Raw genomic sequence first — 26,465 nt, 5'->3', positions numbered from 1 at the left:
GGGCAACTGTCCAGGGGGCCGCTTCGCCGTTTTCCGTGATCCCGTTCCGTGGGATTCGAGATCAGAAGGTTCACTGCCCGGCCCGGCCGAGCAGGGTGTCGTACTGGTCGACCGTCGGCGGCCCAGGCCGCGAGTCCGGCGGTAGTTGGGCGAGGACGTCGTCCAACCCGCTGCGGTCGCGCTTGGCGGCCTGCAGCTCGGGCAGCGCGGTGTAGAGGGTGCTGCGGGAGACGCCGAGCAGTTTGGCGATCGAGGTCATCGTCCGGTCGGGCTCGCCGAGCAGCTGCAGCGCGTACGCGATCTTTTCCGGGGTCATCGCCGGCGGCCGGCCGAGTTGCTGCCCGCGGGCGCGAGCGGCGGCCAGGCCCTCGTTGGTGTTGGCCACGATGATGGTGCGGATGAACTCGGCCAGGGCGGCGAAGACGTGGAAGACGAACATGCCGCCCGGGGTGGTGGTGTCGAGCTTCTCGTGCAGAGACTGGAAGCCGACGCCGAGGCGCTTGAGCCGGCCGACGATGGTGATCAGGTCTTCCAGGGAGCGGCCGAGCCGGTCGAGGGAGACGACGGTGAGCGCGTCGCCGGGTCGGATGTACTCGAACACCTTGTTCAGCTCGGGCCGGTCGGCGTTCTTGCCGCTGGCCTTGTCGAAGAAGCACTTCGCGCAGCCGGCCGCGGTGAGCGCGGCTTGCTGGCGGGCGAGGTTCTGCTCGCGGGTGGAGACGCGGCCGTAGCCGACGAGCACGCCGGCAAGCGGGGTCGGCAGCAACAGGTCGTCGGTGGAGGCGGGGATGGCGGTCACGTCATCCAGGGTGTCCGAGAAACCCGTGATCGCCTTGTGGACACACCGACTTTCCGGACGGGTTTTTCGGACGTGGTTGACCGGCCCAGACGGCAGTTCTTGATCTTGTCCGGGAAACGATCGATTCCCGGACACCGCGACCCGAGGCTGGTCGCGCACCGAGGGCGAGGGTCAGTGCCGCCGGTCGTAGTCCTCGCGTGCGGTCATGACCGCGGGGATCTCGGCTTCGATCGCGTCAAGCAGGGCGCGCAGCGTGGCGGCGATGCGGGCGCCCGGGGCGGTGAGTGTGTATTCCACCCGGGGCGGGATGGTGGCTTGCACGTCGCGGGTGACCAGGCCGTCGCGTTCCAGGGCGTGCAGGGTCTGCGCGAGCATTTTCTCGCTTACCCCGTCGACCCGGCGGCGTAGGGCGTTGAATCGGTAGGAGCCCTCGGTGAGGGCGACCAGGGCCAGCGTCCCCCACTTGCCGACAACGGTCTCCATCGTCTGGCGCGACGGACACGCGCGGTTGAACACATCGACGATCAGGTCGTCGATCGGATCGGCTGCGGTGTCTCGCGATGCAGTGCTGGACATGCCTATGACGGTAGCTGCTGGAACGTACCCCCAGCAATAATGGTGCTCACTCAAGGTTGGCACTTTCTCAAAGTTAGTGCATTCTGGTGGCAGGCAGTTCGCCAACCGACATCGGGAGAACCGAAATGATCACTGTCACCGCCGCCACCGGTCACCTGGGCCGCCTCGTCATTGAGGACCTGCTGCAGCGCGGTGTGCCCGCCGGCGAGATCGTGGCCGCCGTGCGGAACCCGGACAAGGCCACGGACCTCGCCGAGCGTGGCGTTCAGGTGCGCGAGGCCGATTACTCTCGGCCCGAGACCCTCGCCACGGCGTTCGCCGGCACCGACAAACTGCTGCTGATCTCCGGCAACGAGGTCGGCCAGCGCCTGCAGCAGCACACCAACGCCGTACAGGCCGCGAAGGCTGCCGGCGTCCAGCTGATCGCGTACACCAGCACCCTGCGCGCCGAGACCAACAGCACGATCCTCGCCGAGGACCACAAGACCACCGAGGCGATGATCCGCGAGTCTGGCGTGCCGTACGTCTTCCTGCGCAACGGCTGGTACATCGAGAACACCACCGACAACCTCGCCACCGCGCTGCAGTACGGAACGCTCGCCGGCTCCGCGGGCGACGGCAAGATCTCCGGCGCCACCCGCGCCGACCTCGCCGCCGCCGCGGCCGTCGTACTGACCACCGACGGTCATGACGGCGCCGTGTACGAACTCGGCGGCACGCCCTACACCATGACCGAGCTCGCCGCCGAGGTCGCCACCCAGAGCGGCAAGCCGGTGACCTACCAGAACCTGCCCGCCGAGGCGTACACCGAGGTGCTGGTCGGCGCCGGGGTGCCCGCGCCGTTCGCCGCCCTGCTGGTCGACTCCGACCTCGGCATCAGCCGCGGGGAACAGTTCACCCCCAGCACCGACCTGCAGCGACTCATCGAACGCCCGAGCACGCCGCTCGCCGACGCCGTCGCCGCGGCGGTCAAGACCGCCTGAACCGACCGCAGCACGAGCGAACGGGGTGGGCGTCGATTACGACGTCCACCCCGTCGTTGCTCACGGGCCGCAGTCAGAGCGAGCCCCGGTTGAACCGGATGCACGGTCAGCTGCTCGCTGGGGCGGCATTGACCAGCCGTAGCGGCCGGTAGCCGTCGGTGTCGAGCTGGGCGAGTTCGCCGTCGATGTCGACGGAGTGGGTGCCGTAGAAGTGCACGTTCTCGTGGTGGGTCGGCCAGATGTGCGCGAGGACCTCGTCGTCGACGTCGCGGCCGGTCCGGCGCAGGGCGGCCACGCCGAGGCCGTGGTATTCGGTGGACCAGCAGACGATCGCGTTGGTGGCCAGGGTCAGGCACCACATCTGCTCGGTCTGCTGCTCGTGGTGCCGGCGCCGCAGCGCTCCCTCGCCGGCGTAGGCCAGCGAGCGGCGCAGGGCGTGCAGGTTCTCGCCCTTGTTCAGCTGCCGGGCGATGCGCCGCCGATACGTCTCGTCCGCCAGATACCGGGCGGCGTAGACCGTACGGCGCAACGCCCCGTACTCTTTGATCGCGCTGGTCAGCGCATTCTGCTGCCGCTTGCTCGAGCACAGCTTCCCGACCACCAGCGCCGCGGTGGCATGCCCGCCCTGCACGCTCGCGGAGACGCGCAGCAGGTCATCCCACATATCCGTGACCAGGTCCAGGTTCAGCCGCCGGGTCAGCAGCGCCCCGGCACGCGGGTACCGGTCGAGGAAGTCGGCGCGGGGCCCGGTCCGGTACAGAGTGATCTTCCCCAGGTCGCGGATCCGCGGCGAGAGCTGCTTACCGACCAGGTCGAACAGGGCGAAGTTCGCCAGGGTCGCACCGTGGGTGTCGGTGGCGTGCTCGAAGGTCGGCAGGTCGGTCTCGTTGCCCAGCAGCCCGTCGAGCACGTAATGCGACTCCGGCGCGGTCGCGACGATCACCTTCGTGTCGAACGTCGAGTGCTGATCGGAGACGTGGGTGTAGGTGGACACGCCCTGCCCGCGGGCGAAGTACCGCGACAGGTGCCGGGCGGTGATGGACTTGCCCTTGACCGGGAACCGCTGCCCGTCCGAGGAAGACAGGGTGCCCGAACCAAACGCTCGGGTCAGCGGGAGCCGGTGGTGGTAGTTGACCACCGCGGCGTTGGCCGCCTCCAGGGTTTCCGGGCGGAAGTACCACTCGGCGGTCCAGGCGAGCACGTCGTACGGCACGCCGCAGGACTCGGCCATCGCGGACAGGCCCATGTTCGTGGCCTCCGCGATGATCACGTACATCAGGTTGCGTTTGAGCTCAGCCGGCCGGGCGACCTTCCCGCCGGCGTGCATGAGGTGGTCGGTGAATCCGGTCCGGGCGTCGACCTCGACCAGCACCGAGGCGATCGGCACCCGCGGCAGCATCCCGGCCAGCTCCGCGCGCAGCGCGTCGGCCTCGGCGGGCACGGCCTCGGCGGTCAGCGGCGGGATGATCAGCTCACCGTCGTCGGTCAGCCGGACCTCGCCCGGGTTGCCCTTGGCCAGCTGAGTCTCCAGATCGGCCAGAGCGGTGTGCAGCTCGTCGCCGGCCGCCGCGAGCGCGTCGGCGGCCTCGACCGGTTTGCCGACCAGGTGACAGAACTCCACCTTCTGCGGCGCCCACGCCTGCGGGGTGAGCAGGAACGACGCCGGATCGGCGTACCGGCGCGAGCCGGGCACGAACACATCGCCGGAGCGCAGCCCGTCGCGCAGGCCGACCAGCACGGCCAGCTCCCAATACCGGCGGTACGCGGTGACATCGCCGGCCTGCTCCGCGGCGACCAGGTAGCCGGCCCACTTCGTCGGCACGAAACCCACCGGGGTGCCGGCCGGGACCTTGCGGGCGCCGGTGGCGTACAACTCGGTCAGCATGCTTACCGCCTGCAGCAGCTGCTCGGTGCCCGGCCCGCCGTCGAACTGGACCGCGCCGAGGACGGCTGGGGCGAACTGGCGCAGGTACGACATCGACGCCTCGAGCATGCTCAGCTGCCCGTGGTCGCGCGGCAGCCGCTCGCGGCGCTCGGCCCACGCCGCGCGCATCCGGTCCAGGCCGATGCTGGTGCGCAGCATGGCGCCGATCTGCTCGTCACCGATCGCGGTGTCGAGCACGATGGTCAGGATCTCGTCCAGCAGCGCCTGCCGGTTCTCGCCGCCCTGGCCCGCTCGGCCAGGGCGTCGGCGACCTTCTGCTTCGCCGCGGCCTCCCGGCCGCTGATCGCCTGGTCGAACAGCAGCAGCGTCTCGTCGAGTACGTCAACGGCCGACTGCGACAGCAGCGTGAGCAGGATCGGGTACCGGCGCTCCGGCTCGCGCCGCTGCAACGCCTGCCCGGTCAGCCGCCGGCCGACCCCGGCCAGGAACCTGCGCCGCTCCGTCGGGAGCATCGACAGATCGAGGGTGTGCGCGTCGAGGCGGCGCAGGTAGGCCAGCTTCTCCAGCTCCGTCTTCACTGCGGCCGGGCTCGACGACGTCGGCCCACTCCCAGCCACGCCAGCGGCGTGCGGCCGAGATAGGCGTCCGGGACCAGCAGCAGATCCAGCTCGGCGCACCGCCGGTCGGACAGCAGGTGCTTCACCCGAATCCACGTCTCGGTCCGGGCACGGGCCCGGGCCGCGGCCACCCGGCGCAGCAGCAGGATCACCCCGGGCCGGAGCACCCGCGACGAGAGTAGGTACTCGCAGGCCAACCAGAACAGCAGCTTCGGCGAGTCGTGCTCCATCGCCCGGGCGAACAGGAACTCGTCGAGGTCCTTCCACTCGGCGGTGTCCATCACCCGCCAGCCGGCGTAGCCGGCTACCTCCCGCAGATGATCCGTGCGGGTCTGCTCCCGCTCGCCGTACCCGCGCAGCTCGCCCATCGCGATCCCGAGCCGCTGCGACAGCCGGCCTACCGCGGCGTCAGGCGCCAGCGCCACCTCATCGGGCACGAACCCGAGCCACGGCAGCGTGCACAGCTGGACCGCCACGCCCAGCACGTTACGGCCGGTCCGGAACTGGCGCACGAACGCCTCGGCCGCACCGGTCAACGTGAAGTACCGGATCAGCTCCGCCCGGTTGATCTCCGGGAAGCCCCGAAGCCGCGCCAGTTCCTCCGCCGAGAACACATCCTGAGTCGCCACGAACCACCGCCTGAGCATCGATCGTCACCAAACGGGACGGGACGCTAGGGCTCGGGACGGACCTTGATCAACCCTCAGTTCTTACCGTTGTTTTTGGTCTGGAAACTACGGGCGGGCCGACCCGGGGTACGACGATCACCCTGACCGCCCCGGTCTCAGTGGTGACCGTCGGCGGGGATCACAGGTACGGGTTGCACGAGGCGACGTCCGTAGCCATCGGGCGGCAGGTCTTTGCTGCGCCGCTGGCGGTCAGGATCGCTGGACGTCGTCGAAGAGGGCGAGGGCCTCGGTGGGGTCCGGGCTCACCAGGCGTTCCAGACCGGCTGTGGTGATTTTCGCCCACCGTTCGGCCCGTACCCACATCTGCGCCTCGAAGGCGCGGACCGCCTCATCCAGATCTTCGGGGTCGGCGGCGACGGACTCGGCGAGTTCGGCAGCGTCGAGCATCGCGAGGTTCGCGCCGGCCCCCAACGGTGGCATCAGGTGGGCGGCGTCGCCCAGGAGCGTCACCCCGCGGGCGTGCGCCCAGGTGTGGGATACGGGCAGGACGTAGCAGGGGCGGTGGAGGAAGGCGGTGCCGTGGCCGAGCAGGTCGAGCATGGGAGCGGCCCAGCCGTCGAACATGGCCAGCAGGCCCGATCGCGTGGCCTCGACATCGGTCAGGTCCAGTTCCGCGTGCCAGTCCAGCGGCGCGCGGAACGTGGCGTACACCTTGACGTGACCGCCGCTGTTGCGCTGGGCGACGAGGGATCGGTTCACGCCGTACACGGCCACCGAACCGTCACCGATCAGCTGGGCGAGGTCGGGGTGGCGGGTGTCGACGTCGTCGAGGGAGGTCTCGACCGCTGTGACGCCGGTGTAGCGCGGCGTCGCCGCCGAGACCGCAGGGCGGACCCGGGACCACGCCCCGTCCGCGCCGACCACGAGGTCGAACGTCTCCTGCCGCCCGTCCGCGAAGTGCACACGTGCGCCGTCTCCGGCCCCCGGCACCACCTGCGTCACCTCCTGCCCCCACCGCACGTCGAGAGGGCCGAGCAGCAGGTCCCGGAGCTGCCCGCGGTCGATCTCCGGATTGGCCTGCTCGTCCGGGGCGGGTCGCCAGTCCCGCAGCACGGTCCCGGCGGTGTCCAGGATGCGCATGGCCTGCCCCTCGGGACGGGACAGCGCCTGGAACTCCGCCCGCAGGCCCGCCTTGTCCAGCGCCAGTTGGCCCAGCCCCTCGTGCAGGTCGAGCGTGCCGCCCGGGGGGCGGGCATCGGGCGCGGGATCGCGTTCGAGCACGGCGACGGGGTAGCCGTGGCGGTGCAGGACCCGGGCGAAGGTGAGGCCACCGGGGCCAGCCCCGACCACCGCAATACGTCGTCTCATGGCGATACACCGTATCGCGCCCGTACAATTTATCGCAACAGCAGGGAGTGCTCATGACCGTGTGGGACCGGCCGAAGCCGCCGAACCCTCCCGTGCCGCTCGACCGGGAGCGGATCATCGCCGCCGCCATCGCGCTGGCCGACGAGGGCGGACTGGAGGCGGTGTCAGTGCGCAAGGTCGCCGCCCGGCTGAACGCCGGCCCGATGCGGCTGTACGGATACATCGCCACCAAGGACGAGTTGCTCGACCTGCTGGTGGACGAGGTCCACGCCGAGATCCTGCCCGAGGACCAACCCGGTGACTGGCGGGCGGCGCTGAGCGTCCTCGCCCACCGCACCAGGCAGGCCGCGCTGCGTCACGAATGGCTGGCCGACCTGCTCGGTGGTCGCCCGACGCTGGGCCCGAACGGCCTCGCCGTGGCCGAGGCCAACCTCGCCGCCCTCGACGGCCTCGCCGACATCGACACCGTCATGCGTGCCGTGGAGACGGTGAGCGCCTACGTCACCGGCGCGATCAGGCGCGAGATCGCGAACCTGCGGGCCGAGCGCGCCACCGGTCTGTCCAAGCGCGACTGGCAGCGCGCCTCCGGTCCGCACGTGACAAGGATGTTGGCGACGGGCCGCTTCCCGGCGCTGACCAGGGCGGTGCACGACGGCACCGAGGTGGACGCCGAGGCATCCTTCGCGACCGGCCTGGACTGGGTCCTCGACGCCGTGGCCGCCAAACTCACCCGAGCCCCGGCCTGACCCCCGCACCGCGCCCGCACGTCGTCGTGGCGATCGGCTGCCACTGCGGCGTACGGGCCCGGCTGCCGACTCAGCCCTGGCGGTCGAGCCACTCCCGGTAGGAGGTGGGCGCGATGAGGGCGTCGTCGGTGGCGATGAGGGCCGCGCCGGGTGCGGCGGCGAACATGCCGGCACTGTCGTCGGTGGTGACGGTGCGCTTGTCATCCCGGGCGGCGAGGGTGATCCGCCCCAACTCGTCGAGGGTGAAGACGTCGGGGCCGGCGACGTTGCGGACGCCGCGCAGGGGCGCGCCCATGCTGACCTCGGCGACGGCCTGCGCCACGTCGGCCGCGGCCATCGGCTGCACGGGCGTGCGGGGCAGCCGGACGGTGGTGTCGTCGGCCGTCCAGGACAGGATCGCCTCGACGAACTCGAAGAACTGGGTGGCGCGGACGATCGAGTACGGAATCGGGCCGGCCTTGAGGATGTCCTCCTGCAGGACCTTGGCGCGGTAGTAGGCCAGGTCGGGCACCTGGTCGACGCCGACGATGGAGAGCACCACGGCGTGGCCGACGCCCGCCTGGCTGGCGGCGGCGAGCAGGTTGTTCATGGTCGTCTGGAAGAAGGCGGGGGAGGCGTCGTCGAAGGTCGGCGAGTTGGTCAGGTTGACGACGACCTCGGCACCGGTGAGCCCGTCGGCGAGGCCCTGCCCGGTGAGCAGGTCCACACCGGTGGACGGCGAGAGCGGCACCGCCTCGTGCCCGGCGGCCTGGAGGATCGTGACGACCTGCGACCCGATGAGGCCGGTCCCACCCAGTACGGCGATCTTCATGCTCATGCACCTTCCCGTGACGATGTGGTCCGACTGCCGACGCTCGGTCGATACTCGGACTTCCCTTGTCCGAGAACTATACTCGGACACAATGAGTCCGAGTAGCGGGGTGACTAGGGTGACGTCATGAAGATGTCCGGCGGGGTGGAGTGGGCGCTGCACTGCTGCGTGGTCCTCACGGCCAGCCACACGCCAGTGCCGGCGGCCAAGCTGGCGGAGCTGCACGACGTCTCCGGCAGCTACCTCGCCAAGCAGCTCCAGGCCCTGGCCCGCGCCGGCCTGATCCACTCCGTGCAGGGCAAGTCGGGCGGCTACGTCCTCACCCGCGCCCCGGCGAGCATCACCCTGCTCGACGTGGTCCGGGCCGTCGACGGTCCCGGGCCGACCTTCGTCTGCACCGAGATCCGCCAGCGCGGCCCGTTCGCGACGCCAGCCGACGCCTGCACCACACCGTGCCCTGTCGCCCGAGCCATGTGGGCGGCCGAGGACGCCTGGCGGCAGGCGCTCGCCGCGGTCACCATCGCCGACCTCGCCCGCGACGTCGACGCCAACTCCGGCCCCGAGGCCCTGGTCGGCATCCAGGCCTGGCTCACCAGCGGAGCCGGCTGAGCCTGCTCACCCGGTGTGGCGTACCTCGGCGTCCCAGATCTGCGCCCACGGACGCCGCAGCCCCCGGCACACGTGGATCGGGCCGCCGTTCTCGTCGTTGTGCACAGCGACCCGCTGGTCCACCCGCCCCGCGAGCGTGCACTCGTTGAACCAGGTGTTGAGCTGGTGGCGGCCCTCCCAGCCGACCGCGACGACCACGTCCGCCCCGGCCGGCGGCTGGCCGAAGTCGACAGCGCCGTTGTGCCCCGAATAGGCCCGGGGCAGTGCGCGGGCCGGACCGTAGCGGGCCAGCGCGCCGGCCTCGCCGTAGTTGTCGGTCAGGATCACCGCCCGGGAACGCTCATCCGGCGGCAGCCCACGATGGACGGTGGCGACCGAGTCGGCGAACGCCGGCCAGCCGATCGTCTCGCCCGCGTCGTAGTTGAGGTCGACCACGAAACCGGGCAACCGCTCGGCGGGCAGCACCGGCAGCAGCACCACGATGTTGGGCAACAGGAACGGCAGCAGGCCCAGCGCGAGCAGCCCGCGGCGCAACCGGACCGACCCGCGCGACGCCCACCCGACGGTCACCACCGCACCGGCGGCGGTCAACACCAGCAACAGCGGCGCATCGTAGTAACCCTTGCCACCGGCGATCAGCACGAGGCCGACCACCACCAACCAGGCCCAGCCGACCGCCCGGTAGGCCTGCCAGGCCGGTCGGCGCAGCAGCGCGACGAGGCCCGCGATCCAGATGGGTACGGCGTACGGGCTGATGATGACGAACTGGAGGGTGAACGCGTCGAGGCGGCCACTGTAGGAGCTGTCCTCGTCCGCGATGGAGGCGGCCACGCCGAGCTGCGGAAAACCGTGCGTCGCCTGCCAGATCAGGTTCGGGGCGGCCAGCAGCACGGCGATCCCGACGGCGGCGAGCACCAGGCGGTCGCGCAACAGTCGACGGGGCCCGGCGATGAGCACCCCGGCGAGCAGGCCCACCGCCAGCAGCGCGGGCAGCAGCTTGCTGAGCATGCCCACGCCGAGCGCCAGCCCGACGCCCAGCGCCCAGCGGCTGTCGCCGGTGCGCAGCAGCCGTACCGCACACCACGCCGCGACCAGCCAGACCAGCAGGTCGACGGTGGTGGTGCTGAGCAGGTGCCCGCCGGAGAGCACAATGCCGGACGACGCGGCCAGCACCGCCGCGCAGGTCTGCGTGCCACGACCGGCGCCCAGCTCGCGGGCGATGGCGGCGACGAGCAGCACCGCGCCGCCGGCCAGCAACGCCGACGGGGTCCGCAGAATCACCAGGTTGCCCGGCGCGATGGTGTCCAGCAGCCGGGCCAGCGCCGGGACCAGCGGGCCCTGGTCGACGTATCCCCAGTCGAGGTGCCGGCCGGCGAGCAGGAAGTACAACTCGTCGCGGTGATAGCCGTAGCGGCCGGCGAGCAGCAGCAGGATCACGCTTGTCGTCAGGGCCACCAGCCACGGGCCGCGGGTGGGCGAACCCGGTTCCGGCGGCGCCGGCTGGGTTGGCTGCTGCGGTCGGTCGATGTCGATCGCGGGCTCGCTCATCCGCTCATGATGACCGGCCTGGTTGCGGCGCGGGGGCCCGGCGGCCTCCGGGTGCGGGTGGCCCAACCGGGTGCGAAGATCAGCTTTGTTGACGCGGACCGAAAGGACGATATGCGCTATCGCACTCTGGGCGCCACCGGCACTGTGGTGTCGACCCTCTGCCTCGGCACGATGACCTTCGGCGCGGAGACCGACGAGGCCGGCAGCTTCGCCCAACTGGACCGGTTCGTCGAGGCCGGCGGCACCTTCATCGACACCGCCGACGTCTACTCCGCCGGTGTCTCAGAGGACATCGTCGGGCGCTGGCTGCGGTCCCGGCCCGACGTGCGGGACCGACTGGTGATCGCCACCAAGGGGCGGTTCCCGATGGGTCCGGGTGCGAACGACGCCGGCCTGTCCCGGGTACACCTCACCCGCGCCCTGGACGCCAGCCTGCGCCGGCTCGGCGTCGAGGCCGTCGACCTGTACCAGGCGCACGCCTGGGACCCGCTCACCCCGCTGCCGGAGACGCTGCGGTTCTTCGACGACGCGGTACGCGCGGGCAAGATCCGCTACGCGGGGGTCAGCAACTTCACCGGTTGGCAGTTGCAGAAGGCGGCCCTGCTCACCCAGCACCTCAACCTCACCCCGATCGTGACCCTGCAACCGCAGTACAACCTGCTGGCCCGGGAGATCGAGTTCGAGCTGGTGCCGGTCTGCGAGAACGAGGGCATCGGCATCCTGCCGTGGTCGCCGCTCGGCGGTGGCTGGCTCACCGGCAAGTACCAGCGCGACAGCGCGCCCACCGGGGCGACCCGGCTCGGCGAGAACCCGCAGCGCGGCGTCGAGGCGTACGCCGGTCGCAACGCCGACGAGCGCACCTGGCGGGTGCTCGACGCGGTGCGCCAGGTCGCCGGGGACCGGGGTGTGTCCATGTCGGCGGTGGCGTTGGCCTGGCTGGCGGCCCGACCGGCGGTCACCTCGGTGATCCTCGGGGCGCGTACCACCGAGCAGCTCGACGACAACCTGACCGCCGCGGACCTGGTTCTCGACGCCGAGCAGATGCGGTCGCTCGACGAGGCGAGCGCCCCGCTGGTGGGTGACTACCCGTACGGCGCGGCGGGTGTGCGGCAGCGCGCCCGCGACCTGCCGACCGGCTCATGATTGCCTTTCCCGAGCCCACCGCGCCGGCCGGCAGCCGCGCCGAGGTGTTCCTGCGGTACCTGGACTACTTCCGCGAGTCCGTGGTGGCCAAGGTGTCGGCGCTTGCCGAGTCGGAGCTGCGCCGCAGCCGACTGCCGTCCGGGTGGACGCCGTTGGAGCTGCTCACCCACCTGCGCCACGTCGAACGGCGGTGGATCGAGTGGGGTTTCCAGGGCCGCGACGTCGCGCAGCCGTGGGGCGACCGCCGCGACGACCGCTGGTACGTCGGCCCCGACGAGACGCGTGCGGATCTGGTGGCGGCACTGCTGGCACAGGGTGCGCACACCACCGCCGTGGTGACGGCGCACGACCTGGCCGAGGTCGGCGCCCCGGGTCCGCGCTGGGACGGCGCGGACCCGGCGTCGCTGGAGCGGGTGCTGTTCCACCTGGTGCAGGAGTACGCCCGCCACCTCGGTCACCTCGACGTGGTCGCCGAACTCGCCGGAGGCCCAACCGGAGAGTAGGCCACCGTTATACCTTCGCACCCGATATATCGATGGTGTGGAGACACCGCTACGCGAACCCACGTTCCTGATCCTCACGGCGTTGGCCGCGGAGACACTGCACGGCTACGGGGCGCGCTGCTACCGCGATGCGGCACGTCAGCGCCGCTACGTCCGCCGAGACCTTCTGCCCGTCGGCGCATCCACGATGAACGGTCTATCGGAAGTCGGCTGCGTGGTCGGTGGCCCATTGCGTGAATGTCCGCGCCGGTCGGCCGGTCAGGTGCGGGACGACGTCTGCCCACTGCTGGTTCGTCGGGGCGGGATCATGAGCGGACTCCGCCCACATCTTGAAGATCCAGTCAACGAACGTCTCGGGATAGCCGTTGCTGATCCATTCGGCCCGGGCCTCGGCCGGATCGAGTTCGTCGAACCGCACTGTGTCACCGATTGCCGTGCCGATCGCGTTGACCTGCGCGACGGTGGTGAGCGCCTCGGGGCCAGCGAAGGTGTAGGTCCGGCCGGCGTGGCCGTCCTCGACGAGCACCGTCGCGGCGACCGCGGCGATGTCCGCCTCATGGGTGGGTTGGGTGACCGCAGCCCCGTATGGGCGGCGGACCACCCGGTCCGCCTTGATAGCTGGGGCCCAGTCCAGCCAGTTCGCGGCGAACTCCCCGGGCCGCACGTGTGTCCATTCCAGACCGGAGGCCTCGACCGCACGCTCGACCGCCAGGTACCCATCTTCGCTGGCGCCGGTGTCGGCCAGCGCCCCGGACAGCACGACGATGCGCCGCACGCCGGCCCGCTTCGCAGCAGCAACAACGGCACGCGCCGCGCGTCCGACGGGGAACAGGTACATGCTCTCGACGCCGTCCAGCGCCGGCTCCAGAGACGGGGGGTCAGTCAGGTCCCCACCGGCGACCTCTGCCCCGTCCGGAAGGCCCGCCGCCGACGGCGTCCGCGTCAGCGCACGGACCCGCTGGCCGGTCTTCACCAGTTCGACGACGACGTGTCGGCCCACCATGCCGGTGGCACCCGTTACCAGGATCGTCATCGTGCCACCTGCGGCCGGAAGTCAGCGACGTGGTCGTTGGCCCACTGGGCGAACGGGCGTGGTGGCCGTCCCGTCACTCGCAGATAGGTGTCCGTCGGTGGCAGCGCACCCGTCCCGTCGACCGCGTCGGCAAGCAGTGCGATCATCCAATCGGCGGTCTCCTCGTCCAAGCCGTCGCGCAGCCACTGCGTGCGCGCCTCGGCGGGATCGAGTTCCTCGAACCGCACCTGCGTGCCGATGGCGGCACCGATCGCGGTGGCCTGCTCCGTCTGCGAAACCTTGGCCGGGCCGGTGACGGTGTGCGCGGCACCGACATGGTCGTCGGTCAGCAGTGCCGCGACCGCCACGTCGGCGATGTCGGCCTCATGGACCACCGGGTAGCCAGCGGCAGCGTACGGCCGGCGCACCACCCGTTCGGTCCGGATCTGATCGGCCCACCCCAGCGCGTTGGCGGCCAACAGGCCCGGCCGCACATGGGTCCACTCAACGCCGGAGGCCTCCACCAGCAGTTCCAGCCCGCGGTGCGCTTCGCGCTCTTCGGTCAGGTGCCGCCCGAGCGCGCCATCGCCTCCGGTTCCAGGTGCGAACCCCGCCGCCGCCGCGGAGTGCACGACGAACCGGGTGACGCCGGCCTTGACCGCCTCATCGACGAACCCATGGTCGGTAGCGGCGCACACGAAGGGGAACAGGTACACCGACTGCACTCCGTCCAGCGCCGCTCGCCAGGTCTCGGGACGTTCGAAGTCTCCCTGGACCACCTCGACGCTGTCCGGCAGTTGGCCTGTCCTCAGCTGGCGGGTCATCGCCCGCACCGGTCGCCCGGCCAGGACCAGTTGGGCCACCACCTGGCGACCCACGTTTCCGGTCGCTCCGGTTACTAGAATTGTCACGTTGCTCCTTCTCGAATACCTGGAGTGGGCAATAGACCGCCGCCGCGAATCCACGACCAATGGCGCGGCGGCGGTCACCCCACGCAGGCTAGGCGGTGATCTCAAAAGTCGCACATCGTACATATGTACGAGTGCACTTGTGCGGCGCCCCGCGTCGACGCCGTCCGGCTGCTCCGCGTCGAGGCCCGGGGATGAGACAGTCGCGGGCCAGGAACCTGACCGCGCAATACCCGGCCCGGCTCAAGCCCAGTGAGTATCCAGATCTGCCGCGAACCGCGCGTGGGGCTGGCCGCTGCGGTCAGGCCCGGGCGGCTGGGTCGTCCCAGACCGCCGACGTGGCGGCGTGGCTCAGCGGGCTTCGGCCCAGCCGACGAAGCGCGGGGTGAGATCGGGCGACGCGACGCCCCGGTTGAGCCTGGTGAGGTCGGCTTCGGCTGCTTCCTGAAGCTCTGCCAGGTGTGCCAACAGGCCCGGCCGGTCCTCGCGGTACTCGCCGAGGAGGCGCAGCTTCGCGGCCGAGCACGGCCACAGGATGCCGCAGACCGGGCAGCGCCACGAGGGCCGCAGCGGGGAGTGCTTCCGGCGTTCGGGCATCAGACGACCCCCACGGGGCCGGTGCGCCGGATCGGTACGGGCCGGTGGGTCTCGGTGGCCCGGCGGGGAGCCGGGGACTGCATCTGCACGCCCGCGCGCATGACGAACAGCTCGCGCCGGGCGATCGCCTCGCCCTTCGGGTTCAGCTCGTAGGCGTCGAGCCAGAGCCATCCGTCGTAGGTGTGCCGGTCAGGTAGCTCGTGGATGACCCGGACGACTATCGGTTTGCGGAACTGGACGCTGGCGGCGGTGGTCAGGAGGACCACGTCCCCCGCCCGCAGTGTGCCGGTCATCGCGGCTCCGGTGGCTTCGGTCTCGCTGGGTCGGCTGTCTCGGCTGGCATCGACATCGCTCCGGGCTGGGCGTTGGAAGGGGCCGCCCCGTCCGGGGCGGCCCCGCTGCGAACGCGTCCGCCGGGTTCGGGTCCCTGCCGGCCGCGCTGTCTACAGAGCACCTTGCCGTGGGTCGCTGGACAATCACACAGCGTTGTGTAATCTTCTTCGGACGGTTGGTTTGTTCCAGGGGAGGGGCGGCATGAACCACGCCTTTGTTGCGGCGCTCGCCGAGGCGGGTCACACCGCCGAGAGCCTCGCAGGTCGCATTGGTGTGCACCCGAAGACCGTCGCGAGATGGGCAAACCCGGGCCACATTCCGCAGAGTCGCCACCGCTCGACAGTCGCGGATTTGCTGGCAAAGGACACCGATGCGCTTTGGCCGGACGTCGTCCGTCGACGCGAACCGGTGTGGTTTCGGCCGTGGGTGGATATCGAACGCGAGGCGGTGACGCTGCGATCGTTCGAACTGGCCTGGGTGCCCGGGTTGTTGCAGACCGAGGCGTACGCGCGGGCGACCCTGGCGGGTGGGGTGCTGAGGCCGGACGCGGTAGACGAGTTCGCCGAGGCTCGAATCGGCCGGCAGGCGATCCTCACCCGGGACAGTGGACCACTGCTGATCGCTGTGCTGGACGAGGCGGTGCTCCGGCGACGCGTCGGCGACGACCGCGCCCTGATGGCGGCGCAACTCGTCCGCCTGCTCGGGCACGCCGAGACGGACAGCGTCCAACTCCACATCGTTCCGGCGGACGCGCCCAGCTATCCCGGCCTGGACGGGCCGTTCACCATCGCCGACATGCCGGACGGGTCGCGGGTCGCGCACGTCGACGGCCCGGCCCAGGCTCAGATCCTCGATCAGGCATCGGAGCTTGTTAACCTGGAACGACGGTGGGAGCGTATTCGCGGAGAGGCACTGCCCCGGGGGCGTTCCTTGGACCTTCTGAGAGAAGCGGCAGCATCATGGACATGAGCGGTGCGCGGTGGCGTAAGAGCACGAAGAGCGGCGGCAACGGCGGCAACTGTGTCGAGGTCGCCGACAATCTCCCCGGGGTGGTCCTCGTGCGTGACACGAAGGATCGCGACGGCGGCACGTTGACCTTCAGCCCGGAGTCGTGGCGTGGCTTCGTCGCGATGACCCGCGACGCCGGCTGACCGACCACCTCGCACGCGGGCTCCCGGCGCTGGTCGGGGGCCCTTTCGCGTCGGCGTGAACGGCCTGGCTCATCAGTGCTGGATCAGCCAGATCACCGCGTCCACGATGGCCTTACCGGCGGCGGTGGCCGCGCCGGTGAGGATGCCGTAGGTGATGACCCGAAGGGTGCCGCGGCCACGGCGTTCGGGTGCCACGCTGCGGTCCTCGTGGCGGCCCTCCGGGGTGGTCGTCGATGCCGGTGGAGTGCTGTGGAAGAGGCTCATACGATGAGCGTCGGCCAGCGGGCGTCCGGTTCCGTCCGGCGGCCGCAACTGGATACCGGACGCCCTGTGGCGGCTGTGGATACGCTTCGGACACTTGCGGTGGCCGGCGAGCGGGCGGTGGTGGCTATGACGGCGGGTGATCCGATTCCTCTCACGCGTGACGCGATCAACCGCCTGGTCGGTGACGTCGGCGCTACGGGCGACAAGCTCATGGATTACGTGCCCGTCAACGAGCATGACGAGAAGATGGCGGCCCGCTCAACCGTGTACGCGTTGCTGACCGGCCCGCCTCATCGGCCGCAGCAACCACGGTGGACGACGATCTCCGCTGTGGTGCAGGCGTGCGAGGCGTATCACCACGTCCACGGCGGCCGTGACATGCATCAGGCGATGATCCGGGCAGGCAGGTTCGATCGCAGTAGATCCGGGCCGTTGCGCGTGCTGTTCGACAGCGAGACAGGCAAGGGACCGTCAGCACAGTTCGTGGCGGCACGTGACCGATACCTGGCGCGGTTGCAGGACCGGTACCGGCGAGTGGATCTGGAAATCCTGACGCCGTTGACCGATCAGGGTGAGCATCCGGCAATGCTGCTGGACCAGGTATTCGTGCCGCAACACGCGCGTGCGGACCCACCACCGGTGGAGGTGCCGCGGGAGGTGTGGCAGCGGCTTGCCGAGTCCGGGCAGAGCGATGACGCTCAACTACCCGAGCAGATCGACCGGGAGATGCTGACGGCCGCCGTGCGCGCCTACCAGGACCGCCCCCGCCGACCAGTGCTGGACGTGCTCGCTGATCCCGCCGGCCGCAAGTTGGTCCTTCTCGGGGACCCCGGAGCCGGCAAGTCAACCCTGGCTCGATACCTGCTGCTGGCGCTGGCAGGTGCCGACGAGTCGGCTACCGGTGCCGGCAATCTGGCCGCCTCGTCCGGTGGGGCGGGCCAGGGAAGATCGGTGCCGGTGACACTACGGGGATGTCTACCGCTGTTGGTGGAATTACGCACCTACGCCGAGCCGCAATGGCGTGGCGTGCCTGGTGCGTCGTTTCTCGATCTGATCGATCACCTGTCCAGCACCGAGGACATGGGGCTGCCTCGTTCGGTACTGGAGCCGTACCTGGAGACCGGCGGCCCGGCTTTGATCATCTTCGACGGGTTGGACGAGCTTTTCGATCCCCGGCTGAGGGCGCAGGTGACAGCTCAGATCGAAGGGTTCGCCGCCCGCTATCCCCAGGTCCGGGTCGTGGTCACCTCCCGGGTGATCGGCTACCGGCGGGCGACGCTGGACGCGGCAGGGTTCGGTCACTGGATGCTGCAAGACCTCGACGGTGACCAAATCCGTGCCTTCGCCACCGGCTGGTACACCAGGACCTACCCAGACGAGCCAGCCCCGGCGGCCCGCTTGCGGGACCGGCTGCTGGCCGCGATCACCGCCTCGACTGCGATCGGTGAGTTGGCCGGCAACCCGATGCTGCTGACCATCCTGGCAATCATCGGCCGGCGCCAGGAACTGCCGCGGGACCGGCGCGGCGTGTACGAGCACGCGGTCGCGGTGCTGGTCGAGCACTGGGACGTCAACAGGCACCTGCGCGACGAACGGATCAGCGTCGACCTACTCGATACGCGGGACAAGCTTGAGCTGCTACAGCTGGTGGCCCGGCGCATGCAGGACGCCCCGTCCGGGTTGGCCGGTAACCACGTACCCGGGCCCCGCCTGATCGACTGGTTCCGCGACTACCTGCACGAGCGCTTCGGGTTGCCCGCCGAGCGGTCGGTCCCCGCGGCGAGGGCGATGCTCGCCCAATTTCGGGAACGCAACTTCATCTTGGCCCGCTTCGGTGCCGAGGTGTACGGGTTCGTCCATCGGGCGTTCCTGGAATACCTGGCCGCCGCTGACTTGACCCACCGCCTTGCCAACTACGACCTCACCCCCGATCAGGTGCTGATCGTCTACGACCAACACTGGTCCGACCCGGCCTGGACCGAGGTGCTACTGCTGCTCACCGGCATGATCCCCGACCGCATCGCCGCGCAGGGCATCGCCCGGCTGTTGACCGCGGACCCTCACTGGCGGCTACGACCCAGCGTGCCCCGGCATTTGCTGCTCGCGTTGCAGGCCGCCACCGAAATCCGTAAGACCGCCGCCCTGGCGCCGCACGCATCCGCCCTGACCAAAGCCGTAATCAACCTGCTGGAGGAAGCCGCCGGCGAGAAGCACCACGATCGGACACTGCCCGACGCGATCGAACGACTGGCCCCACAGCTGACCAGCACTTTCGGCCCGGCGTGGCCTGCCGCTGCCCGCTACCAGCGCTGGTACGAGCGGGCCGGATGGCGCCTCAACCTGAACATCGCCTCGACCCTCAGGGTCTCCCTCATCCGCCACGATGTTGCCGCCCTTCACCGTGCCGTCGTCGACGGCGGCTGGGGGGTGAAGCAGGCTGCCGTGCGGGCGATCGCGGCCGGCTGGGCCGACGACCCAGACACCCTGCCATGGCTGCGGGAACGCGTCACCGCCGACGGCAACTGGGAGGTGCGGCGGGTGGCGGTGGAGGCGATCGCGGCCGGCTGGGCCGGCGACCCGGACACCCTGTCCTGGCTGCGGGAACGCGCCGCCACCGGCGGAGACTTCATCGTGCGGCGGGCGGCGGTGCAGGCGATCGCGGCCGGCTGGGCCGACGACCCGCACACCCTGCCCCTGCTGCGAGAACGCGCCACCACCGACGATGACTGGGGGGTGCGGCGGGTGGCGGTGCAGGCGATCGCGGCCGGCTGGGCCGGCGACCCGGACACCCTGTCCTGGCTGCGGGAACGCGCCGCCACCGACGGAGACCCCGCCGTGCGGCAGGCGGCGGTGCAGGCGATCGCGGCCGGCTGGGCCGGCGACCCGCACACCCTGCCCCTGCTCCGCGAAAGCGCCACCACCGACGGAGACTCCATCGTGCGGCAGGCGGCGGTGCAGGCGATCGCGGCCGGCTGGGCCGACGACCCGCACACCCTGCCCCTGCTCCGCGAAAGCGCCACCACCGACGGAGACTCCATCGTGCGGGACGCGGCGGTGCAGGCGATCGCGGCCGGCTGGGCCGGCGACCCGGACACCTTGGCCTGGCTCCGGGAACACAGCATGACCAAGCACAACCTTTACGCACACCCGATGGCGGTGCAGGCGATTGGGACCGGCTGGGCCGGCGACCCGGCCGTCCTGCCCTGGCTTCACGAACGCGCCACCACCGACGGCAACTGGGAGGTGCGGCGGGTTGCGGTGCGGGCGATCGCGGCCGGCTGGGCCGACGACCCGGACACCCTGCCCTGGCTCCGCGAGCGCACCACTGATGACAACTCGAACGTGCGGCAGGCGGCGGTGCGGGCGATCGCGGGCGGCTGGGCCGCCAACCCAGACGTCCTGACCTGGCTCAGTGAATGCGCCACCACCGACGATGACTGGGACGTACGGCGGGAGGCGGTGCAGGCGATCGCGGCTGGCTGGGCCGACGACCCGGACACCCTGCCCTGGCTCCGGGAACGCGCCACCGATGACAACTCGAACGTGCGGCGGGCAGCGGTGCAGGCGATCGCGGCTGGCTGGGCCGACGACCCGGACACCCTGACCTGGCTCCGGGAACGCGCCACCACCGGTAACTACCCGGATGTACAGGAAACAGCGGCGGCAGCGATCATGCGGTTGGAAGCCTGACAACCTGCCGGGGACGTCACCATCGACCGGCCGTCTCGGCGTGGCCACCGGCCGTGGGCCAGCCACAGCAACGCCTCGTGCACGGGTTCGCGGCCGCGAGAGGAGAGGCGTTCGTACGGCGGGTCACCGCAGTGCTGCTGCGAGTTCGGCGGCGTTGTCGAACGCGGGCGCGGCCCTTTCGGATTCGTCTTGCGTGAGCGTGACGGAGTGGGCGCGGGCCAGCATCTCGGAGGCAGTCTTCGGATCGTGCAGCACCATCGCGAGCTCGGCGCGGTAGACCAGGACCTCTACCTGCTCGACCGGGTCGTCGTCGGCCTGCGGGCGGGCCAACGCGCTGTCGAGGATCCGAACGGCCTGTCCGACGCTTCCCCTGGAGTCGGCCTGCACGACAGCATTCGCCAGGGCCTTGGCCAGCCGCCCGGCCGGCGCGGCGGCCGGCATGGGCGCGGTGGCGGCGTCCCGGAAGACGCGGACCCAGTTGCCGCCCGGGTCGATGACGCTGAACCCGCCCAACCCGTCCGCGTTCTTCCGCGCCCTGGGCCGGGTCATCCGCGGCGTTCCGGACACCAGCACCTTGCCGTACGCGGCGCGCATGCCGGCTGCGAATGCCCGATGCAGTCCCTCGATGTCGGCGGTGATCACGAGGCAGGAGCCGTAGGACTGCTCCGGGTCAAAGCCGGCGATCTCGAAGAACTGCAGATGCAGGTCTTCGCGTTGCACCCCCACACACGCGTTGGGCTTGCGCTGCTTGTACGTGGTGCGGAACCCGAGAACTCCGTAGAAGGTTTCGATGTCGTCAATGGACGCGCACGGCAGCAGGGGAACGGTCCGCTCGTTGGTCATGCCCCCTTCCTAGGCGTCGCAGGGTGTCTGTCGCACATGGAAATAGCCGATCATCGCCATTCGTCATCCGATCGGCTGATGCTCCAGAACGCAACGCGGCTCCCGCCGAGGTCCGGCTCGGCAGTCGGTGGCGACGGCCGCGACACACACGCTGCTCGGCCACGCCGACCGGACCGGTCATCAGCGGCGAGGACCGAAAGCGGGTGATGCCCGGCCAAGCACGGGTACGGCCCACCTTCCTGGCGGACGGCCCGGGTGCACGGAAAGTGGTCCCTCGACGCCGGAACGCTGCGGCTCATCTCGTTCCGAGCGCTCCGCGCACCCGCACCGGAAGGGAAAACGCCTGGCGGTCCGCGTACCGCTGATGTGAGGGTGACCGGCATGACTGCGCATGCACTGGCCGGAGCCCTGGCCGACGACGGACGACGACGGATCTTCGCGGCGATTGTGCTCGGCGCGACCGGCGCGGCGCAGGTCGCCGAGCGCACCGGCCTGCCGGCCCGGGTGGTGCTCACCGGGGTCCGCCGGCTCGCCGACGCGGGCCTGGTCACCGGCGCGGACGGCGCGTTCACTGTCGACGAGGCGTCGTTGCGGGCGACCGCCCGCGACAGTCGCCCGGTCGACGACGCCGACCCGGCGGCCGACCCGGTGCTGCGGACCTTCCTGCGCGGTGACGTCCTGGTGGGCCTGCCCGCGCAGCCGAAGCGGCGGCGCGTCCTGCTCGCGCACATCGCCGAGCGCTCGTTCGAACCAGGCACCCGCTATCCGGAGCGCGCCGTCGACGACGCGCTCAAGCCGTGGTGCGCCGCTGGCGGGTCGGATCACGCGACGCTGCGCCGGTACCTGATCGACGAGCTGTTGCTCACCCGCGAGCACGGGATCTACCAGCGGCTCTGATCCCCGGAGGATCTTGCTAGCCTCGGCGCATGACCTCCTGCACGCCCGCCGACGGCCCACCGGACCTGTTGTTTCTGCTCTCCTGGGCGAGTCACGCGCTGCAGACCGAGCACGCCGCGGGGCTTGCCGAGTTGGGCATCTCGCCGCGGGCGCACTACGTGCTGGCGCAGGCGCGCACCGGCGAGCTGACCCAGCGGGAGATCGGCGAGCGGTGCGGCGTGGACAAGACCACGATGGTCGTCACGCTCGACCAGTTGGAGCGGGCCGGCCTGGCCGAGCGCCGCCCGGCGCCGACGGATCGGCGGGCCCGGCTGATCGTTGTGACACCGGCGGGGGAGCAGGTCATCCAGCAGGCACAGCAGGTGGTCCGCCGGATCCAGGACGACCTGCTCGCGACCCTGCCCGAGCCGGACCGGGAGGCGTTCCTGCGGGCACTCCTGACGCTCGTCGGCGGTCCCCTTGCCCACACCTCCCCGTACGCGCCGGGCAGCCGCTCCGGCTGTTAATCCCGAGAAAGATAGTTCCGAACAAGACTATCTGCTACGGTCGTACTCGTTCGTTTCCCCTGAACGAGGAGCCGTCATGAGTGCTGCCACCGTCGCGAGCCCCACCACCTCGAACCTGCGCCGCCGCGCCCTCGGCGTCGGCGTCGCCGTCGTGGCCAGCCTGGCCATCTGGGCGATCGGCGCGCTGGCCGGCGTCGACTTCACTGTGGAGAGCTCGGGTCAGCCCGCCACGGTCATCGGGGCCGGCGCGATCGTCATGGTCTCCCTGGGGGCGGCACTGCTCGGCTGGGCGACCCTGGCCCTGCTGGAGCGGTTCGCCGCACGCGTCGCCCGACCGGTCTGGGTCTCGCTGGCCGTCGTGGTGACGCTGCTGTCCTTCGTCCCTCTGCTCGGTGTCGAGGCCACCGGCGGCGCCAAGCTGGTCCTCGGCGCCACGCACGTGGCCGTGGCGGCCGCGCTTATCGCCCTGCTGCCCCGACCCCGCCGGTAGTCGTCGCGGACACCGCCGTCGTCGCGTAGGCCGACTGGCTTCGACTGCCGACAGCGGAGTCCGGCTTTGAGCCGACACGGGCGGGTGTGCAGCGCGGGGCGGCGGCCGATGCGTCTCTCTAGTGAGGAGCACTGACGGGAGCGGGCGTGTCGTTCGAGGATTTCGTGACGGGGTACGGCCGTTCGCTGGTGCGCCTGGCGTTCGTCCTCAGCGGCGACCGGCAGGTGGCGGAGGATCTTGCCCAGACCGTGCTGGCCGATGCGTACCGGCACTGGAAGCGGGTGCGCGCGGCGGCAGACCCCGAGGCTTACGTACGCCGCATGCTGGTGAACGCGCACCTGAGCTGGCGTCGGCGGCGCTGGACGACGGAACGGCCCGCCGACCTGCGCCAGGAGGCCGGCGCCACGGTGGCCGACCCGGCCGACGCTGTCGCCGCCCGGGACCAGATGCGGGTGCTGTTGAGCAGGCTCGCCCCGCGCGCCCGCACAGTGCTCGTCCTGCGGTACTACGCCGACCTGGACGACACGGCGATCGCCGCGGCCATGGGGGTCAGCGTGAGCTCGGTGCGGGCCACCGCCTCGCGTGCCCTGGCGAGCCTGCGCGGGCCCGCAGCCGTCGGCGTACAGAGGGGGACCCGATGAACCAGTCGACCGAGCGCGAGCTGCGCGAGCTGTTCGCCGCCGACGCCGCCGACGCCCCCGACGAGCTGGTCGTGGCCGCCGCGGCGGTGCGCAGGGTCCACCGCAGGCGCCGGAACGTGATGGTGGCGGCGGCCACGACCGCGGTGATCACCGCAGCGGGCGGGTACGGCGTCTACCGGCCGGCCGCGACGCCGCAGGCACAGCCGTCGGCCGCCGCCTCGTTGGCACCTGCCGCTTCGGCGCCGGCGGCCGATCTGCCGGCCGGGGTCACGCCGGGCGATCCGCTCACCTTCGGCGCGGCGCAGTGCGTCAAGCCGTATTCACCGGAGACCCTCGCCGAGCAGGCCTTCGCCTTCGACGGCACAGTGACCGGCATCGGACCGGCACGCACCGAGCGCAGCACGCATCCCCGCCAGGACCTGCGATCGGTGACCTTCCAGGTGCACACCTGGTTCAGGGGTGGCTCCGCGGGCACCGCCATGGTGGACATGTCGCCACCCGCCGCGGGGCCCGGGACGGGCGATGCCACGTCCGAGCATGTCCCTGCCTACCAGATCGGCACCCGGTTGCTCGTGTCCGGCATGCCCCGCTGGGGTGGCGGGCCGCTCGCGGACCCGATCGCGTGGGGCTGCGGTTTCACCAGGTACTACAGCCCCTCGGTGGCGGCCGAATGGGCCACCGCGGCGAAATGAACGGCCCGCGGGAGGAGGGGCGACGACCACGCCGAAGACCGTCGGAGGGGGTGCCGCGTTGCTGGCCGCCGTCGAGCGGGTGGCACGTACCGCCGGGGAGGACCGGATCCGGCTCGACACCCGCGACGACCTGGTCGAGGCCCGCGCGCTGTACGCCCGGCACGGCTACGTCGAGATCCCGCCGTACTCGTCGGACCGCTACGCCGAGCACTGGTTCGAGAAGCAGTTGACGAACGCCGCCGAAGGCGCTAAATAAGAAGAGGAAGTTGAGTCACCCCGGCTCAACTCATCACCTTCGGCCAGGAGAACCGAGGAGGCATGACCATGTTGATGCGTACCGACCCGTTCCGTGAGATCGACCGGCTCACCGAGCAGTTCTTCGGTACGGCAGCCCGTCCGGCGACGATGCACCTGGACGCCTACCGCGACGGCGACCACTTCTACGCGGCGTTCGACCTGCCCGGCGTCGACCCGGACACCATCGACTGCACAGTCGAGCGCAACGTGCTCACCGTCCGTGCCGAGCGTCGCCGACCCACCGGCGACGGCGTCGAGCTGGTCGCCGCCGAACGCCCGATGGGCACCTTTACCCGGCGGCTGTTCCTGGGTGACACCCTGGACACCGACAAGTTGGAAGCCGGGTACGAGCACGGGGTGCTGACGTTGCGCATCCCGGTCGCCGAGCGCGCCAAGCCCCGCCGTGTGACCATCACCGCCAACGGCGAAGGACGGCGGCAGATCAACGCATGATCACGGTGTCGGGTGGGATCGGCGCGCCTGCGCGCCGATCCCACCCGGGGCTGAGAGCCTTTTTCACATGGTGTTCTCCGACGCTCCGGTGCTGGCCCGCCCGTCCGCGCCCCCCGCGCTGCCGAGTGGACCGGTCGAGGTCACCGAGGCGTGGCTGCGAAACCGGCGGCTGTCCGAGCACACCCGCGACGCGTACCGGCGCGACGTCACCGGCTGGCTCAGGTGGTGCGCCGGCCGCGACCTCGACCCGCTGCGGGCCACGTTCCTGCACGTCAACGACTACGCCCGGGCGCTGGAGTCCACAGTCGCCACCCGCAGCGGCCGACCGCTGACCCCGGCCACCGTGGCGCGACGGCTCTCCGCACTGTCCAGTTGGTACGACTTTTTGGTGAAGCTGGGCGCGGTGCCGGCCAACCCGGTCTCCGGCGCGGACCGGCCCCGCGTCGACCGGGACCACTCCGCCACCCTCGGGCTCAGCCCGGAGGAGGTTGACGCCCTGCTCGGCGCGGCCGACGCGGACACCGGCCCGACCGCCCTGCGCAACCGGGCGGCGATCGCGCTCCTCGCCGACCTGGGCCTGCGGGTCGGCGAGCTGATCTCGCTGGACCTGACCGACCTCGGCACCGAACGTGGCCATCGCAGCGTGCGCTTCGTCGGCAAGGGCGGCAAGCAACGTCGCCGGGCCCTCACCCCCGGCAGCGGGCACGCAGTGGACGCCTACCTGGCCCAGCGGGCCGCCGCCACGGGCGTGCCCGTGGCGCAGTTGACCGGGCCGCTGCTGGTCACCGCCAGCGGCGCCCGACTGGACCGGCACTCGGTGTTCCGGATGGTCCGGCGGCTCGCCCGGGCCGCCGGCATCCCGGCCTGGGCGAAGCTGTCACCGCACTCACTGCGGCACGCCTTCGCCACCACCGCCCGCTCCGAGGGCGTGCCACTGGAGGACGTGCAGGACGCGATGGGCCACGCCGATCCGCGCACCACCCGCCGCTACGACCGCGACCGGCACAACCTCGACCGCGACCCGGCGTACGCGGTGTGGGCGGCCCGAGGCCGCCGCCGCAACTGATCCAGCCCCTGCTCAGCTCTGGGGGCGGGGGCAGATGCAGAACGGTTGCCCGATCGGGTCGAGAAGCACCACCCACCTGTCGCCGCCGGGCTGGAAATCCGGCTTGGTCGCGCCCGCCGCGACGAACGTGGCCTCCGCCGTCGCGAGGTCGTCGACATACAGATCCAGGTGGTAGCGCTTGTCGCCGTCGGGATCGGGCCAGGCCGGCGGCTGGTAGCCCTCGACCAGACCGAAACCGATGGAAACGCCACCGGAATTGATCATCGCGTACTCGGGTTGGCTGTGGGTGATCTCCCAGCCGAGCACCTGGTGGTAGAAGGCGGCGTGGCCGGCGGGATCGGAACTGTCCAGATTGACCATGGCGAGGTCGGCAGGTGCTGTCATGCCGGCAGTATGCCGCCGGGGTCC

At 71.0% G+C, this 26,465-nt stretch carries 28 protein-coding genes and 2 pseudogenes; 17 read left to right on the top strand and 13 right to left on the bottom strand.

Features of this window, described 5'->3' with window-relative positions; translation table 11 throughout:
- Positions 1-70: 70 nt before the first annotated feature.
- On the bottom strand, positions 71-808 hold the full coding sequence (locus AB0B86_RS23435; protein ID WP_357419837.1) for a recombinase family protein: 738 nt from the start codon (positions 806-808) through the stop codon (positions 71-73).
- Between the two features lie 162 nt (positions 809-970).
- Positions 971-1,375, bottom strand: a complete 405-nt coding sequence (locus tag AB0B86_RS23430) for a helix-turn-helix domain-containing protein (protein ID WP_013476801.1) — start codon at positions 1,373-1,375, stop codon at positions 971-973.
- 125 nt (positions 1,376-1,500) lie between these two features.
- Here AB0B86_RS23430 and AB0B86_RS23425 point away from each other — a divergent pair, with 125 nt between their 5' ends.
- Complete coding sequence (locus tag AB0B86_RS23425) at positions 1,501-2,358, top strand: SDR family oxidoreductase (RefSeq protein WP_357419810.1); 858 nt, start codon at positions 1,501-1,503, stop codon at positions 2,356-2,358.
- 106 nt (positions 2,359-2,464) lie between these two features.
- Here AB0B86_RS23425 and AB0B86_RS23420 read toward each other — a convergent pair.
- Positions 2,465-5,489 (bottom strand): annotated as a pseudogene (locus AB0B86_RS23420) (Tn3 family transposase).
- A 249-nt stretch (positions 5,490-5,738) separates the two neighbouring features.
- The gene (locus AB0B86_RS23415; protein WP_357419809.1) at positions 5,739-6,857 is read right to left on the bottom strand and encodes an NAD(P)/FAD-dependent oxidoreductase; all 1,119 of its coding nucleotides are present in this window, start codon (positions 6,855-6,857) and stop codon (positions 5,739-5,741) included.
- Between the two features lie 53 nt (positions 6,858-6,910).
- Here AB0B86_RS23415 and AB0B86_RS23410 point away from each other — a divergent pair, with 53 nt between their 5' ends.
- Complete coding sequence (locus tag AB0B86_RS23410) at positions 6,911-7,603, top strand: TetR/AcrR family transcriptional regulator C-terminal domain-containing protein (RefSeq protein WP_357419808.1); 693 nt, start codon at positions 6,911-6,913, stop codon at positions 7,601-7,603.
- A 70-nt stretch (positions 7,604-7,673) separates the two neighbouring features.
- Here AB0B86_RS23410 and AB0B86_RS23405 read toward each other — a convergent pair whose 3' ends face one another.
- Complete coding sequence (locus AB0B86_RS23405) at positions 7,674-8,414, bottom strand: NAD(P)H-binding protein (protein WP_357405557.1); 741 nt, start codon at positions 8,412-8,414, stop codon at positions 7,674-7,676.
- 126 nt (positions 8,415-8,540) lie between these two features.
- On the opposite strand from AB0B86_RS23405, the gene AB0B86_RS23400 reads away from it, so the two are divergent.
- The gene (locus tag AB0B86_RS23400) at positions 8,541-9,023 is read left to right on the top strand and encodes an Rrf2 family transcriptional regulator (protein ID WP_357405555.1); all 483 of its coding nucleotides are present in this window, start codon (positions 8,541-8,543) and stop codon (positions 9,021-9,023) included.
- A 6-nt stretch (positions 9,024-9,029) separates the two neighbouring features.
- On the opposite strand, the gene AB0B86_RS23395 is transcribed toward AB0B86_RS23400, so the two are convergent.
- The gene (locus AB0B86_RS23395; RefSeq protein ID WP_357405553.1) at positions 9,030-10,571 is read right to left on the bottom strand and encodes a glycosyltransferase family 39 protein; all 1,542 of its coding nucleotides are present in this window, start codon (positions 10,569-10,571) and stop codon (positions 9,030-9,032) included.
- Between the two features lie 111 nt (positions 10,572-10,682).
- Between AB0B86_RS23395 and AB0B86_RS23390 the strand changes: the two genes are divergently transcribed.
- The 3 genes and pseudogenes from AB0B86_RS23390 to AB0B86_RS23380 all read left to right on the top strand — a co-directional run.
- Positions 10,683-11,714, top strand: coding sequence for an aldo/keto reductase (locus AB0B86_RS23390; protein WP_357405551.1), 1,032 nt, complete (start codon positions 10,683-10,685; stop codon positions 11,712-11,714).
- Positions 11,711-12,217: a DUF664 domain-containing protein gene (locus AB0B86_RS23385; protein ID WP_357405549.1), complete on the top strand. Its 507-nt coding sequence runs from the start codon at positions 11,711-11,713 to the stop codon at positions 12,215-12,217. The genes AB0B86_RS23390 and AB0B86_RS23385 overlap by 4 nt, the downstream gene beginning before the upstream one ends.
- 37 nt (positions 12,218-12,254) lie before the next feature.
- Positions 12,255-12,329: pseudogene (locus AB0B86_RS23380) on the top strand (PadR family transcriptional regulator); the annotation flags it as partial.
- An 84-nt stretch (positions 12,330-12,413) separates the two neighbouring features.
- Here the strand turns inward: AB0B86_RS23380 and AB0B86_RS23375 are convergent.
- The 4 genes from AB0B86_RS23375 to AB0B86_RS23360 all read right to left on the bottom strand — a co-directional run bounded on the left by AB0B86_RS23375 (position 12,414) and on the right by AB0B86_RS23360 (position 15,027).
- Positions 12,414-13,250 (bottom strand): NAD(P)H-binding protein, encoded by an 837-nt coding sequence (locus tag AB0B86_RS23375; RefSeq protein ID WP_357405547.1) that lies wholly within the window; start codon positions 13,248-13,250, stop codon positions 12,414-12,416.
- Positions 13,247-14,140 carry an NAD(P)H-binding protein gene (locus AB0B86_RS23370; protein WP_357419836.1) on the bottom strand — a complete coding sequence of 298 codons (894 nt, stop codon included), beginning with the start codon at positions 14,138-14,140 and terminating at the stop codon, positions 13,247-13,249. Before AB0B86_RS23370 ends, AB0B86_RS23375 begins: the two co-directional genes overlap by 4 nt.
- Before the next feature lie 348 nt (positions 14,141-14,488).
- Positions 14,489-14,734 (bottom strand): flavin reductase, encoded by a 246-nt coding sequence (locus tag AB0B86_RS23365; protein ID WP_357405546.1) that lies wholly within the window; start codon positions 14,732-14,734, stop codon positions 14,489-14,491.
- Positions 14,734-15,027 carry a hypothetical protein gene (locus tag AB0B86_RS23360; RefSeq protein ID WP_357405544.1) on the bottom strand — a complete coding sequence of 98 codons (294 nt, stop codon included), beginning with the start codon at positions 15,025-15,027 and terminating at the stop codon, positions 14,734-14,736. Before AB0B86_RS23360 ends, AB0B86_RS23365 begins: the two co-directional genes overlap by 1 nt.
- A 241-nt stretch (positions 15,028-15,268) precedes the next feature.
- Here AB0B86_RS23360 and AB0B86_RS23355 point away from each other — a divergent pair, with 241 nt between their 5' ends.
- Positions 15,269-16,036 (top strand): DUF5753 domain-containing protein, encoded by a 768-nt coding sequence (locus AB0B86_RS23355; protein ID WP_357405542.1) that lies wholly within the window; start codon positions 15,269-15,271, stop codon positions 16,034-16,036.
- The gene (locus tag AB0B86_RS23350) at positions 16,027-16,218 is read left to right on the top strand and encodes a DUF397 domain-containing protein (RefSeq protein WP_357405540.1); all 192 of its coding nucleotides are present in this window, start codon (positions 16,027-16,029) and stop codon (positions 16,216-16,218) included. Before AB0B86_RS23355 ends, AB0B86_RS23350 begins: the two co-directional genes overlap by 10 nt.
- Positions 16,219-16,290: 72 nt before the next feature.
- On the opposite strand, the gene AB0B86_RS23345 is transcribed toward AB0B86_RS23350, so the two are convergent.
- Positions 16,291-16,482: a hypothetical protein gene (locus AB0B86_RS23345; RefSeq protein ID WP_357405538.1), complete on the bottom strand. Its 192-nt coding sequence runs from the start codon at positions 16,480-16,482 to the stop codon at positions 16,291-16,293.
- A gap of 210 nt (positions 16,483-16,692) precedes the next feature.
- On the opposite strand from AB0B86_RS23345, the gene AB0B86_RS23340 reads away from it, so the two are divergent.
- Positions 16,693-20,172 (top strand): HEAT repeat domain-containing protein, encoded by a 3,480-nt coding sequence (locus tag AB0B86_RS23340; protein ID WP_357419807.1) that lies wholly within the window; start codon positions 16,693-16,695, stop codon positions 20,170-20,172.
- A gap of 123 nt (positions 20,173-20,295) precedes the next feature.
- Here the strand turns inward: AB0B86_RS23340 and AB0B86_RS23335 are convergent, their stop codons facing one another.
- Positions 20,296-21,015 carry a VOC family protein gene (locus tag AB0B86_RS23335; RefSeq protein WP_357405534.1) on the bottom strand — a complete coding sequence of 240 codons (720 nt, stop codon included), beginning with the start codon at positions 21,013-21,015 and terminating at the stop codon, positions 20,296-20,298.
- A gap of 381 nt (positions 21,016-21,396) precedes the next feature.
- Between AB0B86_RS23335 and AB0B86_RS23330 the strand changes: the two genes are divergently transcribed.
- From AB0B86_RS23330 to AB0B86_RS23295, 8 genes are all read left to right on the top strand, one after another.
- Positions 21,397-21,912, top strand: a complete 516-nt coding sequence (locus tag AB0B86_RS23330; protein WP_357405532.1) for a DUF2087 domain-containing protein — start codon at positions 21,397-21,399, stop codon at positions 21,910-21,912.
- A gap of 29 nt (positions 21,913-21,941) precedes the next feature.
- A complete protein-coding gene (locus AB0B86_RS23325) occupies positions 21,942-22,418 on the top strand; it encodes a MarR family winged helix-turn-helix transcriptional regulator (RefSeq protein ID WP_357405530.1) in 477 nt (158 codons plus the stop codon).
- A 76-nt stretch (positions 22,419-22,494) separates the two neighbouring features.
- Positions 22,495-22,908: a DUF6069 family protein gene (locus tag AB0B86_RS23320; protein ID WP_357405528.1), complete on the top strand. Its 414-nt coding sequence runs from the start codon at positions 22,495-22,497 to the stop codon at positions 22,906-22,908.
- A 146-nt stretch (positions 22,909-23,054) separates the two neighbouring features.
- Positions 23,055-23,549, top strand: a complete 495-nt coding sequence (locus tag AB0B86_RS23315; protein WP_357405526.1) for a sigma-70 family RNA polymerase sigma factor — start codon at positions 23,055-23,057, stop codon at positions 23,547-23,549.
- Positions 23,546-24,241, top strand: a complete 696-nt coding sequence (locus AB0B86_RS23310; protein WP_357405524.1) for a hypothetical protein — start codon at positions 23,546-23,548, stop codon at positions 24,239-24,241. Before AB0B86_RS23315 ends, AB0B86_RS23310 begins: the two co-directional genes overlap by 4 nt.
- On the top strand, positions 24,144-24,497 hold the full coding sequence (locus tag AB0B86_RS23305) for a GNAT family N-acetyltransferase (protein WP_357405522.1): 354 nt from the start codon (positions 24,144-24,146) through the stop codon (positions 24,495-24,497). Before AB0B86_RS23310 ends, AB0B86_RS23305 begins: the two co-directional genes overlap by 98 nt.
- A 68-nt stretch (positions 24,498-24,565) precedes the next feature.
- Positions 24,566-24,991 (top strand): Hsp20/alpha crystallin family protein, encoded by a 426-nt coding sequence (locus tag AB0B86_RS23300; RefSeq protein ID WP_357405676.1) that lies wholly within the window; start codon positions 24,566-24,568, stop codon positions 24,989-24,991.
- A gap of 67 nt (positions 24,992-25,058) precedes the next feature.
- Positions 25,059-26,057 carry a tyrosine-type recombinase/integrase gene (locus AB0B86_RS23295; protein ID WP_357405520.1) on the top strand — a complete coding sequence of 333 codons (999 nt, stop codon included), beginning with the start codon at positions 25,059-25,061 and terminating at the stop codon, positions 26,055-26,057.
- A 12-nt stretch (positions 26,058-26,069) separates the two neighbouring features.
- Here the strand turns inward: AB0B86_RS23295 and AB0B86_RS23290 are convergent, their stop codons facing one another.
- Positions 26,070-26,441 carry a VOC family protein gene (locus AB0B86_RS23290; RefSeq protein WP_357405518.1) on the bottom strand — a complete coding sequence of 124 codons (372 nt, stop codon included), beginning with the start codon at positions 26,439-26,441 and terminating at the stop codon, positions 26,070-26,072.
- Positions 26,442-26,465: the final 24 nt, after the last annotated feature.

Source organism: Micromonospora sp. NPDC049047 (genome assembly GCF_040649135.1).
Lineage (GTDB): Bacteria > Actinomycetota > Actinomycetes > Mycobacteriales > Micromonosporaceae > Micromonospora.
The sequence above is the reverse complement of the archived record's forward strand: the minus strand, read 5'-3'. Positions and strand labels throughout refer to the sequence as shown.

Bases quoted from the DNA above. Each gene is read 5' to 3' on its own strand.
- AB0B86_RS23430 (WP_013476801.1), bottom strand. From the start codon at position 1,375: ATGTCCAGCACTGCATCGCGAGACACCGCAGCCGATCCGATCGACGAC.
- AB0B86_RS23425 (WP_357419810.1), top strand. From the start codon at position 1,501: ATGATCACTGTCACCGCCGCCACCGGTCACCTGGGCCGCCTCGTCATT.
- AB0B86_RS23415 (WP_357419809.1), bottom strand. From the start codon at position 6,857: ATGAGACGACGTATTGCGGTGGTCGGGGCTGGCCCCGGTGGCCTCACC.
- AB0B86_RS23410 (WP_357419808.1), top strand. From the start codon at position 6,911: ATGACCGTGTGGGACCGGCCGAAGCCGCCGAACCCTCCCGTGCCGCTC.
- AB0B86_RS23405 (WP_357405557.1), bottom strand. From the start codon at position 8,414: ATGAAGATCGCCGTACTGGGTGGGACCGGCCTCATCGGGTCGCAGGTC.
- AB0B86_RS23400 (WP_357405555.1), top strand. From the start codon at position 8,541: ATGAAGATGTCCGGCGGGGTGGAGTGGGCGCTGCACTGCTGCGTGGTC.
- AB0B86_RS23395 (WP_357405553.1), bottom strand. From the start codon at position 10,571: ATGAGCGAGCCCGCGATCGACATCGACCGACCGCAGCAGCCAACCCAG.
- AB0B86_RS23390 (WP_357405551.1), top strand. From the start codon at position 10,683: ATGCGCTATCGCACTCTGGGCGCCACCGGCACTGTGGTGTCGACCCTC.
- AB0B86_RS23385 (WP_357405549.1), top strand. From the start codon at position 11,711: ATGATTGCCTTTCCCGAGCCCACCGCGCCGGCCGGCAGCCGCGCCGAG.
- AB0B86_RS23375 (WP_357405547.1), bottom strand. From the start codon at position 13,250: ATGACGATCCTGGTAACGGGTGCCACCGGCATGGTGGGCCGACACGTC.
- AB0B86_RS23365 (WP_357405546.1), bottom strand. From the start codon at position 14,734: ATGCCCGAACGCCGGAAGCACTCCCCGCTGCGGCCCTCGTGGCGCTGC.
- AB0B86_RS23360 (WP_357405544.1), bottom strand. From the start codon at position 15,027: ATGACCGGCACACTGCGGGCGGGGGACGTGGTCCTCCTGACCACCGCC.
- AB0B86_RS23355 (WP_357405542.1), top strand. From the start codon at position 15,269: ATGAACCACGCCTTTGTTGCGGCGCTCGCCGAGGCGGGTCACACCGCC.
- AB0B86_RS23350 (WP_357405540.1), top strand. From the start codon at position 16,027: ATGGACATGAGCGGTGCGCGGTGGCGTAAGAGCACGAAGAGCGGCGGC.
- AB0B86_RS23345 (WP_357405538.1), bottom strand. From the start codon at position 16,482: ATGAGCCTCTTCCACAGCACTCCACCGGCATCGACGACCACCCCGGAG.
- AB0B86_RS23340 (WP_357419807.1), top strand. From the start codon at position 16,693: ATGGATTACGTGCCCGTCAACGAGCATGACGAGAAGATGGCGGCCCGC.
- AB0B86_RS23335 (WP_357405534.1), bottom strand. From the start codon at position 21,015: ATGACCAACGAGCGGACCGTTCCCCTGCTGCCGTGCGCGTCCATTGAC.
- AB0B86_RS23330 (WP_357405532.1), top strand. From the start codon at position 21,397: ATGACTGCGCATGCACTGGCCGGAGCCCTGGCCGACGACGGACGACGA.
- AB0B86_RS23325 (WP_357405530.1), top strand. From the start codon at position 21,942: ATGACCTCCTGCACGCCCGCCGACGGCCCACCGGACCTGTTGTTTCTG.
- AB0B86_RS23320 (WP_357405528.1), top strand. From the start codon at position 22,495: ATGAGTGCTGCCACCGTCGCGAGCCCCACCACCTCGAACCTGCGCCGC.
- AB0B86_RS23310 (WP_357405524.1), top strand. From the start codon at position 23,546: ATGAACCAGTCGACCGAGCGCGAGCTGCGCGAGCTGTTCGCCGCCGAC.
- AB0B86_RS23300 (WP_357405676.1), top strand. From the start codon at position 24,566: ATGTTGATGCGTACCGACCCGTTCCGTGAGATCGACCGGCTCACCGAG.
- AB0B86_RS23295 (WP_357405520.1), top strand. From the start codon at position 25,059: ATGGTGTTCTCCGACGCTCCGGTGCTGGCCCGCCCGTCCGCGCCCCCC.
- AB0B86_RS23290 (WP_357405518.1), bottom strand. From the start codon at position 26,441: ATGACAGCACCTGCCGACCTCGCCATGGTCAATCTGGACAGTTCCGAT.